The organism is Ramlibacter sp. (assembly GCF_028291745.1).
In the GTDB taxonomy this organism is placed as follows: Bacteria; Pseudomonadota; Gammaproteobacteria; order Burkholderiales; family Burkholderiaceae_C; genus Ramlibacter.
In genome coordinates this window covers 1-12,926 of the sequence record NZ_JAQGNQ010000147.1, presented here as the reverse complement: position 1 = coordinate 12,926, position 12,926 = coordinate 1, and the positions used below count along the sequence as shown (strand labels likewise).

General features: G+C 67.8%; 10 protein-coding genes. 6 read left to right on the top strand and 4 right to left on the bottom strand.

The features are described from left to right. The first annotated feature begins 17 nt into the window (after positions 1-17). From JWP60_RS26495 to JWP60_RS26480, 4 genes are all read left to right on the top strand, one after another. Complete coding sequence (locus JWP60_RS26495; protein WP_299798643.1) at positions 18-1,064, top strand: aromatic ring-hydroxylating dioxygenase subunit alpha; 1,047 nt, start codon at positions 18-20, stop codon at positions 1,062-1,064. 9 nt (positions 1,065-1,073) lie between these two features. Further along, positions 1,074-2,030, top strand: coding sequence for a PDR/VanB family oxidoreductase (locus tag JWP60_RS26490; protein WP_299798564.1), 957 nt, complete (start codon positions 1,074-1,076; stop codon positions 2,028-2,030). 161 nt (positions 2,031-2,191) lie between these two features. Then, positions 2,192-3,304, top strand: a complete 1,113-nt coding sequence (locus JWP60_RS26485; RefSeq protein WP_299798561.1) for a 5-methyltetrahydropteroyltriglutamate--homocysteine S-methyltransferase — start codon at positions 2,192-2,194, stop codon at positions 3,302-3,304. A gap of 40 nt (positions 3,305-3,344) precedes the next feature. Next, positions 3,345-4,397, top strand: a complete 1,053-nt coding sequence (locus JWP60_RS26480) for a response regulator (RefSeq protein WP_299798558.1) — start codon at positions 3,345-3,347, stop codon at positions 4,395-4,397. 109 nt (positions 4,398-4,506) lie between these two features. Here the strand turns inward: JWP60_RS26480 and JWP60_RS26475 are convergent, their stop codons facing one another. Beyond that, on the bottom strand, positions 4,507-4,980 hold the full coding sequence (locus JWP60_RS26475) for a pyridoxamine 5'-phosphate oxidase family protein (protein WP_299798556.1): 474 nt from the start codon (positions 4,978-4,980) through the stop codon (positions 4,507-4,509). A gap of 13 nt (positions 4,981-4,993) precedes the next feature. Then, on the bottom strand, positions 4,994-5,434 hold the full coding sequence (locus JWP60_RS26470) for a DUF4375 domain-containing protein (protein WP_299798553.1): 441 nt from the start codon (positions 5,432-5,434) through the stop codon (positions 4,994-4,996). A gap of 260 nt (positions 5,435-5,694) precedes the next feature. Here JWP60_RS26470 and JWP60_RS26465 point away from each other — a divergent pair, with 260 nt between their 5' ends. After that, positions 5,695-6,975, top strand: a complete 1,281-nt coding sequence (locus tag JWP60_RS26465; protein WP_299798550.1) for a hypothetical protein — start codon at positions 5,695-5,697, stop codon at positions 6,973-6,975. On the opposite strand, the gene JWP60_RS26460 is transcribed toward JWP60_RS26465, so the two are convergent. Both JWP60_RS26460 and JWP60_RS26455 read right to left on the bottom strand, forming a co-directional pair. Further along, positions 6,911-9,604, bottom strand: a complete 2,694-nt coding sequence (locus JWP60_RS26460) for a glycosyltransferase (protein WP_299798547.1) — start codon at positions 9,602-9,604, stop codon at positions 6,911-6,913. The genes JWP60_RS26465 and JWP60_RS26460 overlap by 65 nt on opposite strands. Continuing rightward, positions 9,601-10,998: an HlyD family efflux transporter periplasmic adaptor subunit gene (locus JWP60_RS26455; protein ID WP_299798544.1), complete on the bottom strand. Its 1,398-nt coding sequence runs from the start codon at positions 10,996-10,998 to the stop codon at positions 9,601-9,603. The genes JWP60_RS26460 and JWP60_RS26455 overlap by 4 nt, the downstream gene beginning before the upstream one ends. 182 nt (positions 10,999-11,180) lie before the next feature. On the opposite strand from JWP60_RS26455, the gene JWP60_RS26450 reads away from it, so the two are divergent. Further along, positions 11,181-12,737 carry a UDP-glucose/GDP-mannose dehydrogenase family protein gene (locus tag JWP60_RS26450; protein WP_299798541.1) on the top strand — a complete coding sequence of 519 codons (1,557 nt, stop codon included), beginning with the start codon at positions 11,181-11,183 and terminating at the stop codon, positions 12,735-12,737. The last annotated feature ends 189 nt before the right edge of the window (positions 12,738-12,926 follow it).

Here is a 12,926-nt window from a genome sequence, read left to right as displayed (position 1 = left end):
CTTGTGCCCGCATGTCCATGTTTCCCAAGAACGCCTGGTACGTCGCCTGCATGCCCGACGAGATCGACGACAAGCCGCTGGGCCGCACCATCTGCAACGAGAAGATCGCCTTCTACCGCGGCAGCGAAGGCCAGGTCGCGGCGGTCGAGGACTTCTGCCCGCATCGCGGCGCGCAGCTGTCGCTCGGCTCGGTCTGCGAAGGCAAGCTCGTGTGCGGCTATCACGGGCTCGTCATGGGTTGCGACGGCAAGACCGTGTCCATGCCCGGCCTGCGCGTGGGCGGCTTCCCGAAGATCCGCGCCTATCCCGTACTGGAGCGCTACGGCTTTGTGTGGGTCTGGCCGGGCGATGCGGCGCAGGCCGACCCCGCGAAGCTGCATCACCTCGAATGGGCCGAGAGCCCGGAGTGGGTGTATGGCGGCGGGCTGTATCACATCGCTTGCGACTACCGCCTGATGGTCGACAACCTGATGGACCTCACGCACGAAACCTACGTGCACACCACCAGCATCGGCCAGAAGGAGATCGACGAAGCCCCGGTCACCACCAAGACGCAAGGCGATCACGTGATCACCAGCCGCTTCATGGAAAACGTGATGCCGCCGCCCTTCTGGAAGGCCAACCTGCGCGGCAACCACCTGGCCGACGACGTGCCGGTCGACCGCTGGCAGGTCTGCCACTTCCATCCGCCCAGCCACGTGATGATCGAGGTGGGCGTGGCGCACGCCGGCAAGGGCGGCTACCAGGCGGATGCCAGGGACAAGGTCTCGAGCATCGTCGTGGACTTCCTCACGCCCGAGACCGAGACGAGCATGTGGTACTTCTGGGGCATGGCCCGCAACTTCAACGTCAAGGACACCAACCTCACGGCGCAGATCCGCGAAGGCCAGGCGAAGGTGTTTGCCGAAGACACGCAGGTGCTGGAGGCGCAGCAGCGCAACCTCTCGAAGTACCCCGATCGCCGGCTGCTGATGCTGAACATCGATGCCGGCGGCGTACAGTCGCGGCGCATCATCGACCGCATGATCGCCGCGGAGCAAGCGCCGCAGCCGATCGCCGCCTAAAAGAACGACATGCCCCAGATCGCCGTCAAGGTCCTGCGCAGGACGCAGGAAGCGCAGGACATCGCCAGCTTCGAACTCGGTCGCCCCGACGGTTCCGCCCTGCCCGCCTTCAGCGCCGGCTCGCACATCGACGTGCAGGTGCCGGGCGGCCTCACGCGCCAGTACTCGCTGTGCAACGACGCCACCGAGCAGCACCGCTACCGCATCGCCGTGCTGCACGATGCCGCGTCGCGGGGCGGCTCGGCCGGCATGCATGCCGCGGTCAAGGAAGGCGACACGCTCCTGATCAGCGAGCCGCGCAACCACTTCCCGCTGGTGCATGCGCAGCGCACGCTGCTGCTGGCCGGCGGCATCGGCGTGACGCCGCTGCTGTGCATGGCGCAGCGGCTGGCGATCTCCGGCGCCGACTTCGCGCTGCATTACTGCACGCGCTCGCCCGAACGCACGGCGTTTCGCGAGGAGATCGCGGCCTCCTCGTATGCGCAACGCGTGCAGTTCCACTACGACGACGGCGATGCGGCGCAGAAGCTGCAGTTGCGCGAGCTGCTGGCACGGCCCGAGGCCGGCACGCACATCTACGTCTGCGGGCCCACGGGCTTCATAGCCTGGGTGGTGCAGGCAACCAAGGACCTGGGCTGGCCGCCGGAGCAGGTGCATCTCGAATATTTCGGCGCGGCGCCGCAGCAGACCGCGGGTGACGGCGCCTTCCAGGTGAAGATCGCCAGCAGCGGGGCCACCTACGAAGTGCCCGCCGACCGGACCGTGGTGCAGGCGCTGCAGGCGCACGGCATCGAGATCCTGACCTCGTGCGAACAGGGCGTGTGCGGCACCTGCATCACGCGCGTGCTGCAGGGCGAGTGCGAGCACCGCGACCTGTATTTCACCGACGAAGAGAAGGCAAAGCACGACCAGTTCACGCCTTGCTGCTCGCGGGCGAAGAGTGCGCTGCTGGTGCTGGATTTGTGAGCGTTGCACAGGCCGCAGCTGGGGTGGCCTGCGGCCAGCCCAGCCTACGAGGCCCATCGTCCCGCGTAGGCTGGGCTCGCGGAGCGACCCCAGCAATGCCACCCCAGCCGACGCTACGAGCCCGCTTAAGATCGAGCGATTCCGTGAGAGAGACCGAAACCATGATGCAACTCCCCGCCCGCTACGACCACGTCGGCAGCTTCCTGCGCCCCAAGTACCTGCTCGAAGCGCGAGCGCAGAAGGCCCAGGGCGAGATCACGCCCGAACAGCTGCGCGAAGTCGAAGACAAGGCGATCGCGGAGATCGTGAAGTTCCAGCAGGATGTCGGCCTGCAAAGCATCACCGACGGCGAATTCCGCCGCACTTATTTCCACATCGACTTCCTCGAGCAGCTCGGGGGCGTCAAGACCGACATCCCGGTCACCATCCGCAAGCCCGATGGCAGCGAGGAACTCGCCCCGCCCGTGATCCGCGTGATCGACAAGGTGCGCCATGCCAAGGACATCCAGAAGGCCGACTTCGAATTCCTGAAGTCGCAGGTAGCCGCCGGGCGCACGCCGAAGGTGACCATCCCCTCGCCGACGATGCTGCACTTTCGCGGCGGTCGCGCCGGCATCAGCAAGGACGCCTATCCCGAGCTCGACCCGGCCTTCTACGACGACGTGGCGAAGGCGTATGGCGACGAGCTGCGCTCGCTGTACGAGGCCGGCTGCCGCTACGTGCAGATGGACGACACCAACCTCGCCTACCTGTGCGACGACAAGATGCGCGAGGCCGCCCGCCAGCGCGGCGACGATCCCAACGAGCTGCCGCATCGCTATGCGGGGTTCATCAACAAGGTGGTCGCGCGCAAGCCGCAAGGCATGCTGCTGGCGATGCACCTGTGCCGCGGCAACTTCAAGAGCACGCACGCGGCGGCCGGCAACTACGAGCCGGTGGCCGAGGCGCTGCTCAAGGAGATGGAGATCGATGCGTACTTCATGGAGTACGACGACGAGCGCTCCGGCGACTTCCGCCCGCTGCGTTACCTGCCCAAGGGCAAGACCGTGGTGCTGGGCCTGGTGACCACCAAGTTCGGCCAGCTCGAAGACAAGGACGCGCTCAAGCGCCGCATCGACGAAGCCGCGAAGTACGCGCCGATGGAGCAGCTGGCCCTGTCGCCGCAATGCGGCTTCTCCAGCACGGTGCACGGCAACAACATTGCCGTGGAAGACCAGCGCAACAAGCTGCGCCTGGTGATCGAAACGGCGCGGGAGATGTGGGGGACGGATTGAGTGCCCCCTCTTGGCAGCCGGATCGGAGACAATTCGCCGCATGCCAAGCGTCCTGCTGATCGAGGACGATGACGCGCAGCGTCTCGTCGCGAGCTTCGCACTGAAGAAGTCCGGCCACCGCGTCCGCGAGGAACGCGACGGGCCGCAGGGCATCGCCGCGGCGCGCGAACTGCGGCCCGACGTGATCGTGTGCGACGTGATGATGCCGGGCATGACCGGCTACGAAGTGCTCACGGCCTTGCGCGCCGACCCCGGGCTCGCCACGGTCCCTGTCATCCTGTTGACGGCCATGTCCGACCGCGAGCACATGCGCCAGGGCATGAACTCCGGCGCCGACGATTACCTCACCAAGCCCTATCGCTCCGACGAGTTGTGCGCGGCCGTGACCGCCGTGCTGGCGCGGCGGCAGGTGCAGGAAGAGGCTTTCCGCAGCTCGGTCTCCGGCATGGTCGAGTCCGCGCTCGAGCAGCAGAAAGAGACGCTGGGCCGGCAGTACGAAACGCATCTGCAGCGCGAGATCAACTCGCGCTGGGCCAAGGCCAATGCGGCCACCGACCTGCACTACCCGCACGCCTTCCTGCTGCTGGCCGACCTGCTCGGCGACCGCGCCGGCGCATCCGAGACGGAACTGGCCGAGCGCGTGCGGCAGGCGCAGCAATCGGCGCGCGACAAGCTCTATCTGTTCGGCGCCACCCAGGTGCTGCCCTATGGCACCAAGCTGCTGGCGGTGTTTTCGGGCGACGAGGCCAGCGTCACCACCCCGCCCGAGATGCGGGTGCTGCGCGCGGCCATCGCACTGGCCAAGGCGGCGCCGCGCGAGCAGACCGTGCGCATCGCGCTGCATACCGGCCCGGTCGCGCTGGTGGCTGTGAACGACGGACTGCACGGCGACCAGGGCCACGCACTGGTGCCCGGCGAATCGGTCAATACGGTGGCGGCGCTGGAGGAGTTTGCGGCCGCCAGCGGCTGGCGCATCGCCGCCTCGCAAGCGATGGCGCGGACGCTGGCGGACGAGGCGCGGACCGGACGGCGCGAGACCACCGCGCGCGGCGAGCCGGCCATCGAGATCGTGGGCCTGGCGAACAGCCCCTGAGCGCGTCTTCGTCGTCGCCTGTAGGCTGGGCTGCGCGCAGGGCACCCCAGCAGCAGCGCCGACAGCAAGCGCTGCGCGCATCGCTGGGGTGACCTTCGGTCAGCCCAGCCTACCGGGCCAACATCGCGGCTGCGTAAGCCTCGGCCGCAACCGACCAGGCCTGGCCGAAGCCGCCGACGAAGCGCACCGAGCGCGGCGTCATCACGAACAGCGAGAAATCGGCAAAGCCGAACAGGTCTTTGCTCTGCGGAAAGCGCGCGAGGTAGTGCTGCCGCGCCGCGTCGTACCCTGGCGCATCGGCCGCGCAGCGCAGCGCGTCGCCCTGCAGCGTGGCGCGCGCCAGCGCCTGCGCCGGCACTTGCTCGCTGCGCGGGTCCATCGCCAGCAGGCTGACGCCAGCGTGTTCCTCCATGTCGCGGGTGTGCGTGGCCAGCCGGCTCACGTGGATGACGACGCGGCCATCCGGCAGCAGCGCGAAGGGCACCATCGAGACGAAGGGCTCGCCGCGATGCAGCGTGCCCAGCGCGGCGATGTCCTGGCGCTGCAGAAGTTGCCGCAGCGCGGCGGCCTGCTCCGGTTTCATCCGCCCATGGTAATCAAGGCGAGAAGGCGGCGCGATGGCTGCGCACATACTCGGCGAGTCGATCCCACACCGTCGCGTCCTCGCCGATCTCGCGCGCCAGCCGGGCGAAGGCATGCCCCGGCTCGGCGCGGAATTTCTCCAGCCACAGCTGCCGCAAGGGCTCGAAGTACTGCGGCTCGTCGAACGGAAACAAGAGCGACGAAGCCTCCAGGCAATCGGCCACGGCGCTCGCCCCTATGCGCCGGTAGGCCGCCACGAACAGTGCGTACGGCGGGTTGTTGGGGAAATCCGCTTCGTAGAAGTACTCCAGGCCGCCGTTGTCGATGATGCCCTGCGCCGACTCCACCAGCAGCAGCGTCTGCAATTCGACCGGCAAGGCCTGCAGGTCGCCACCCGCCGCCTGCAGGCGGACCAGGGCACGGTTGTAGGGCTCTCCCAGGGCGGACGTGTTCATGCGCGATAGCGATACGGCTGGATTGCGGACATTGGAACGCAGGCGGGTTCTTCCTGCACTGGTTCACGCTTGGACAGCGATGCAGCGTGCAAAGGCCGCCGGAAACGGCCCCGCCAGCGCGCTGGCTGACCTAGAATTTTGCGCGAGGAGCCGAGGTAGCGGCGGGCGCATGGCCCCCTGCTCCTCGGCTGCTTCATGGCCGGCCACCATACAACCACAAGGACAACCAACGCATGCGGAGGAACTGGCAAGGGCTTTTCATGCGCACGACGGTGGCGATCGCTGCCGCCACCGCGCTCGCTGCCAACGCGCAGCAGGTGAAGCTGCGGCTGGCCAACAGCCTGTGCACCAGCATGACCAACCAGGCGCTGGCCAGCCAGCTGGTGCCCCCGTTGTCCTCCAGCGCCGCGGCGGGCAGCATGGTCAACTCGGACCTCGCGCAGCGCATGGAAGAGCAGCGGCAGGGCTTCTTCTCGCGTCTCGACGGACTGGTGCCCTTCAACGGCCTCTATGCAGTCGGCCAGGCGGACCAGTCCTTCCAGGAAAACTTCGGCGCCCGCTACAGCTTCGGCCTGGAGTGGGAGCTGTACAAGGAAGGCCGCGGCGAATCGCGCCGCGCCCTCGAGCGCCAGCGGCTGGAAAACAAGACCCAATACCTGCAGGTGCTGCGCGACACCGAGCAGCGGCAGTTGCAGGAGCAACTGCTGGCCGTGGAGCAGATGCGCACCAAGTTGCTGGCCGTGCTCTACCAGCGCGAGGTAGAGGCGGTGAGGCCCGTGCTCGAGCGCCGGCAGCAGGAGCTGGCCGCCGGCCGCGCCACCAAGTTCGAGCTCGCCGAGATCCAGTTCAAGGCCGAGCGCGCGGCACTGCGGGCGCAGCACTATGGCAGCACGCCCGACGTGCTGGTGTATCCGCAGGCGCAGGAACTGATCAACCGCATCGAGGACGTGCAGCTGCGCCCCACGCCGGAGTTGACCGACCTGGCCTTCGAGCGCTCGCCCGAAGTCCAGTTGCAGACGCTGCTGGCCGACCGCGCCGCGCTGCTGCCGACGATGCGTGACGAGACCACGGTGCGCTTCTACCTGGAACGCAACAAGGACTTCGATCGCGCAAGCTTCAACGCGGCAGGCGTGCGCGTGCGCATTCCGATCGGCAACGACCGCGCCCGCGACGCCGTGGTCGAATCCTCGCGCGAGCTGTACGACCAGCAAAAGGAGTCCTTGCGCGCCGCCCTCTCGCAGCGTATCGCCATGCTGACCGAGCGCCTGCGCCTGAAGCAGAACGACATGCGCCTGCTGCAGGCCGAGAACCGCATGATCCGGCAAAAGGCGGAGCTTGCCTGTTACCGCCTGGATCACCCGGTCACCTCATTGCCGGATTCCGATCGTGAGGTGGAAGAACTCACGCTGCGCCTGGTGGGGCTGCAGCGCGAGATCCTCAGCGCCCGCCTCGACGTGCTGGAGGTGCTGACGCAGATCAGTGCGCTGGTGAAGCCGCGCGAGCCACAGGAGTTGTATTCGCTGGCCGACCCGCAGCGCTAAGCAGCGTGTTGCCCGGGCCGTCGGGCGGCGCCCAGTGCGCGTCGCGCGGCGTGATGAACACGGGGCCCCAGTGGTGTTCCGGCGGGATGGCGAAGCGCACGTCCTGCGCCGTGTTGTGGTGGCTGAAGCCGCCGTGGAAATTCAGGTCCACCTCGCTGTCGATGTCGCGCAGCTGGTTGAAGGCCGAACTCCATTGCAGCGCCATGTGCCGGATGCCGCGCACCTGGCAGCCTTGCACCGTCCCGCGGTAGCTGCGGGCGATGCGCAGGTAGCCGCTGCCGCCGTCGCCCTTGTTCCAGGCGCCGTCCAGCACGCACTGGCGCAGCGCGAAGCCGTGGCTCTGCTCGAAGGAGACCGGGTTGCGCCCGGCATTGCGCACGGTGACGCGCTCCACCACCGCGTCCTGTGTCCACATCAGCGAGATGCCATCGACCTGGAAATCCGGCAGCACGTTCTGGTAGACGTGGCGCACGCTGCCGATGTCGCGGCCTTCCACCACCTGTTCGACCGTGAAGTCCGCCAGCCGCACGCCGCGCACCGGCTTCACGCGCAAGACTTCGGTGCGTCCCGCATCGAAGGTCACGCCGGTCGGCCCGGCCAGCTTCAAGGCATCGCCCTCGCGGCCGGCCACCAGCACCAGCGACTGCCGCAGGTAGGGATACTCGCGGTTCCACTCCTCGCTGCCCAGGCGGTGCAGGAAGGCGTCGTCATTCGGCTGCTTCAGCCACACCAGCGTGCCGGGCTCGAAGCCGCTGGCGCCCGGCGTGTGCAGCAGCAGGTCCTGCTCGCCCAGCGGCTGCGCCAGGTAGCCCACGCGCGGACCGGGTTGTCCCTCGACGCGGATCACCGCCGGCGCCGGGGCCCGCAGGTGCGAGACGATGTGCGTGCGGTCGGCGCCGGCGCCGAGCAGGCTCACGTTGTCGCGGCGGATCACCAGCGGCTGGCGGAAGTCCAGCTGGCCGGCCGGCAGGCGCACCGTCACCGGGCCGGGCGGCGCGCGGTCGATCAGGGCCTGCAAGGCCGCGGCATCGTCCTGGCGGTCGTCGGGCACCACGCCCGTGGCCCGCGCATCGATAGCGCTCGCGGTGGCACTGCCCGGCACCGCTTGTGCTGCGAACAGCTCGCTGCCCGGCAAGCGCAGCACGCTGTGCATCAGAAGGATCAGCAGTGCAAAACTCAGGTACGCGATCAGCATGGTGCCGTTCGGGGCCAGCCGCCGCAACGCCCCGCCCGGCGCGGTGGACTGTTTCGCCCCGCCCTTGCTCCAGTTCTGGTCCGCCAGGTGGTGCCAGGCGCGGATCTTCACCACCGAGCCTACCCAGTGCGTGTACAGCATGATCGGGATGGTGCGCAGGGTCACGCGGTGACCGTTGGCCGCGATGATCAGGATCTGCAATGTGCGAACCAGGGCCGCCCAGGCGATGTACATCGGCAGGAACAGCAGCGACTTGGTGACGGCCATGACCACCGCGCCCGTGATGCCCACCAGCGAAGTCCACATCGAGATCCGCTGGTCCAGCAGCACGAACCAGATGAACCAGCCGGTGCGCCGTGGGCCGAGGGCGAGCGCGCGCGGGTTGTTGCGCATGGTGTTGCCGAACCAGCGGTAAGGCAGCGAGACGCTGGCGCGCAGGAAGCTGGTGCTGCGGCTTTCCAGCGAGACGCAGGTGACGTCCGGCAGGTACAGCATCTTCCAGCCGCTCTTGAGCACATAGAACCACGAGCTCTTGTCGTCGCCCATGAGAAAGCGGAAGCGGCCGTGCAGCCAGTGATCGATGGTGTCGTTCTCGATCATGCGCACGAAGTCTTCGGCGACCACGATGGAGGTGCGGAATACGGAGAACCGGCCGGTCAGGGTCAGCACCTTGTGCGACAGGCTGTGCGACTGGAACAGCACATGGCGCAGGCCGAACTTCAGCCCGAACCAGTCGCGATACCAGGGGGCGTGATTGGGGATGAAGGCGACCTCGTTGCTGGTGACTGCGCCGAGGTCCCGGTAGGCGAGGAAGAAGGGCAGCACGCGTTCCAGCGCATTGGGCTCCATCCAGGTGTCGCCGTCCATGAGGACGGTGATGCTGTCCGGATCGTCATCGAAGCGACGGGCGACTGCGCGCAGTGCGTGGCCCAGGGCAACGCGCTTGCCCTCGCTCTGGCGCTGGAATACCAGTTCCACCCGGTCGCGTGCCGGATGGGCACGCCAGGCAGCCGCCAGCACCGCCTCGTCGGCGTCGCTGCCGACGGCGGCCACCACCGTCACGGCGCAAGGCAGCCGCGCAACGTTGCCCATCAGGGCCTGCATGGCCTCGGTGCTGACCCAGGGCTCCTCGAGGTAGCTGGGAACCACGATGAAGATGCGCTTGGGCGGGGTGCGGGTGGCCGCCACCGCCCGCGCCGCGGCGCGCAGGCGCGGGTAGTGCCACAGGGCATAGCAGGCCGCCCGCAGATAGTGCAGCAGCTGCCACCCATAGCGCCAGAACGCCAGCACGCCGAACGCCAGCACCACCTTGTAGTGCAGCGGATGCAGGCCCTCGCGCGCCCAGGTCAGGAACGCAAACGAGCCGACGCCGAAGCACAGCACCGGCAGGATCGCGGAGCACAGCGCCTGGGCGCGGGGGGATCCTTGCCTCATGACCAGGGCAGCGAGGGATTGCGGATCCAGGCCGTCACGCGCGCATTGGCCGGCAGGCGCACGGACTGGTCGTCGAGGTCGATCTTGATCAGCGTCTGGTCGAGATTGCCTTCCTGCGTGACGGGCGCCGCCGCGGACACCGCGGCCAGCCCGATCGCCGAGACCTTGCCGCTGTACTTGCGGTTCTGGAAGGGCACCACCACCGTGGCCGCCAAACCGGGGTGCAACTTGACCGCATCTTCGTTGGGCAGCCGCAGCAGCACGCTGGGTGCGACATCGCTTTCGAGCAGCACCACGGGGTCGCGCGCCTGCACGAATTCACCCGGCATGCGCTCCACCTGGAATACGCGGCCCCGCACTGGCGCCCGTACCACGCTGTCCGCCTCCTGGAGCGCGAGCAGTTCCTTCTTGGCGGCGAGATCCACGCGCATGCGCGTGAGCGAATCGGAGACGTCGATGCTCTGCGTGCGGCTGGCGCCCTCGGCCACCTGCCGCATGAAATCGTTGCGGACCGACTGGACCTGCTGGGACACCGTCATCAGGTCGCGTTGCGTGATCACGCCGGATTCGTACAGCTGGCGGGCGTTGGCGAGTTCGCGCTGGCGGTCGCCCATGTCACTCTGCAGCGTCTGCAGCAGGCCGCTTTCGGCCCTGCGGCGGTCGCGCTCCAGCTTGGCCTGCCCGGCCGCCATCAGGGCCACCTGCTGTTCCAGCGCGCGCACTTCGGTGCGCAGCGCGGGATTGTCCACGGCGAACAAGGCCGTGTTCGGTTCCACCTGCGTTCCCGGTTGCACCAGCAGCCGGACGAGCTGGCCGTCGTGGTTGGCCGTGACACGCGCGATGCTGCCACTGACGAAGCCGGTGCCCTGCAGCTGGTACGTAAGGTTGTACCAGAGGATGCCGGCCGCCACCCCCAGCACGCCCAGGCCAAGCAGCGCCGCCCCAGCTATGCGCGTCTTGCTACGCCCCGGCAGTCCCGAACCCGCCTGGTGCAGCATCAGCGGCGCGTGCACCGGCGTTTCCGCCGCGGGCAGCGCCGCCACCGCCACGATGTCGTCCACGTCGCCCAGCTTGCCGTCGAGCGAGAGCTCGATGTAATGGCGCAGGATGCGGCGGTTGCGCGCGGACAGCTCGTGGAATTCGAAGCCGGCGACGCCATCGTGCTCGCCCCGGTACACCAGCTGCACGGGGATCAGCAGAGTCGACTCGAGCATCGGAAAGCTCAGGCGCGCCTGCATCAGCTCGCCCTCGGCCGGCACGCGATCGAGGTCCATGAGCCCGACGCCCGTGGTCGACCAGTCGCTGGCCGCGTGGTTTTTCCCGTCGACTTCGACGAAGAGCGGGATGGCAACGCGCATGGCCTTGCGGGAGAGGTTTGCTTCACGCGAAATCATGGCTTCGTCCTCTGAAATAACTGCGCAGCTATCGTTACATCGCAACATTCCGAGAGGCGGCGTAAACATCCCGATCAACTGTAGGAACGAGCCTACCGTCGAACAAGCGGCACCGACTGCCTGCCCGCTGAGGCACGCAGTACTCTCGGTTCCATTGCGCATTCGCGACGGAGAACTCACCCATGAACGTCACCATCGTCGGCACCGGCTACGTGGGCCTGGTCACCGGCGCCTGTCTCGCAGAACTCGGCAACAACGTGTTCTGCCTCGATGTCGACCAGGCCAAGATCAAGCTCCTGAATGCGGGCGGCATGCCCATTCACGAGCCCGGGCTGGAAGAAATCATCCAGCGCAACGTCGAAGACGGCCGGCTGATCTTTTCGTCCGACGTGGCGGCCAGCGTTGCCTTTGCCGACCTGCAGTTCATTGCCGTCGGCACCCCGCCCGACGAGGACGGCAGCGCCGACCTGAAGTACGTGCTGGCGGCGGCGCGCGCGATCGGCCGGCACATGGACGGCTTCAAGGTGATCGTCGACAAGTCCACGGTGCCCGTGGGCACGGCGCAGAAGGTCGACGCCGCCGTGCGCGAGGAGCTCGCCAGGCGCGGGCTCAACGAGCTCGACTTCGCGGTCGCGAGCAACCCCGAATTCCTCAAGGAAGGCGCCGCCATCGAGGACTTCATGCGGCCCGACCGCATCGTGCTGGGCGTGGACGGCAATGCCCGCGGCGAGCGCGCGCTGGCCATGCTGCGCGAGCTGTATCGGCCGTTCAACCGCAACCACGAGCGCACCCGCGTGATGGACGTGCGCAGCGCCGAGTTCACCAAGTACGCGGCCAACGCGATGCTGGCCACGCGCATCAGCTTCATGAACGAACTGGCCAATCTGGCCGACCGCGTAGGCGCGGACATCGAGCTGGTGCGGCAGGGCGTGGGCTCCGATCCCCGCATCGGCTACAGCTTTCTCTATGCCGGTACCGGCTATGGCGGCAGCTGCTTTCCGAAGGACGTGGATGCGCTGTGCCGCACCGCGCACGAGCACGGCCTGCCCCTGCAGGTGCTGGATGCCGTGCAGCGCGTGAACCACTCGCAAAAGCAGGTGCTGCTGCACAAGATCTGGGCCCACTTCGGCCGCCACCTGGCGGGGCGCACGTTCGCGATCTGGGGCCTGGCGTTCAAGCCGGGCACCGACGACATGCGCGAGGCGCCGAGCCGCGCCATCATCGCCGCCTTGCTGCGCGCCGGCGCCAAGGTGCGCGCGCACGACCCGGTGGCGCAGGAGCAGGCGGCGCGCGCGCTGGCCGACGACCTGGCGGACCAGCCCGAGCTGCTGCTGAACATGTCCTATGTGGCCAAGCCGCTCGACGCGGTGCAGGACGCCGATGCGCTGGTGATCCTGACGGAATGGAAGAACTACAAGAGCCCCAACCTGCGGGCCCTGAAGGAAGCGATGCGCTCGCCCCTGGTGCTGGATGGCCGCAACCTGTACGACCCGCATGCGATGGCCATGGCCGGCTTCACCTACCTGGGCATAGGCCGCAACAACCTGCGCCTGGTGCCGGCCGACCAGCGCGTGCAACCCGAAATCGCCGTCGAGCAGGCCGTGGCCACGGACGACATCGCGAAGGGCTCAGGGGCCGTGCATGCCGCCTCCGAGGAGCCGATGGCCGTGCTGACGGGCCTGTGCACGAAAGCCGCGGAGGGAACGCAGAAGCTGCACGGGGAGCAGCCTTCGGCATGACGGATGACGGATGCGGCATAGCGTGAGGCGTGAGCAACGAAAGGATGTCATTGCGGGCTTGACCCACTACTGTCCGGAGATTTTTTCGAATAGTGAAAACTGGCTCGACGGCGCTTGTTCGTCCTCTTCGGGGGTGATCGCTGCCAATAGATCGGGCAGTGGGGTGCGCTCGAAGAGAGACAGGCTCAG

What these genes read in the sequence shown, in the direction of transcription:
- JWP60_RS26495 (WP_299798643.1), top strand. Translation starts at nt 18, where the DNA reads ATGTTTCCCAAGAACGCCTGGTACGTCGCCTGCATGCCCGACGAGATC.
- JWP60_RS26490 (WP_299798564.1), top strand. Translation starts at nt 1,074, where the DNA reads ATGCCCCAGATCGCCGTCAAGGTCCTGCGCAGGACGCAGGAAGCGCAG.
- JWP60_RS26485 (WP_299798561.1), top strand. Translation starts at nt 2,192, where the DNA reads ATGATGCAACTCCCCGCCCGCTACGACCACGTCGGCAGCTTCCTGCGC.
- JWP60_RS26480 (WP_299798558.1), top strand. Translation starts at nt 3,345, where the DNA reads ATGCCAAGCGTCCTGCTGATCGAGGACGATGACGCGCAGCGTCTCGTC.
- JWP60_RS26475 (WP_299798556.1), bottom strand. Translation starts at nt 4,980, where the DNA reads ATGAAACCGGAGCAGGCCGCCGCGCTGCGGCAACTTCTGCAGCGCCAG.
- JWP60_RS26470 (WP_299798553.1), bottom strand. Translation starts at nt 5,434, where the DNA reads ATGAACACGTCCGCCCTGGGAGAGCCCTACAACCGTGCCCTGGTCCGC.
- JWP60_RS26465 (WP_299798550.1), top strand. Translation starts at nt 5,695, where the DNA reads ATGCGCACGACGGTGGCGATCGCTGCCGCCACCGCGCTCGCTGCCAAC.
- JWP60_RS26460 (WP_299798547.1), bottom strand. Translation starts at nt 9,604, where the DNA reads ATGAGGCAAGGATCCCCCCGCGCCCAGGCGCTGTGCTCCGCGATCCTG.
- JWP60_RS26455 (WP_299798544.1), bottom strand. Translation starts at nt 10,998, where the DNA reads ATGATTTCGCGTGAAGCAAACCTCTCCCGCAAGGCCATGCGCGTTGCC.
- JWP60_RS26450 (WP_299798541.1), top strand. Translation starts at nt 11,181, where the DNA reads ATGAACGTCACCATCGTCGGCACCGGCTACGTGGGCCTGGTCACCGGC.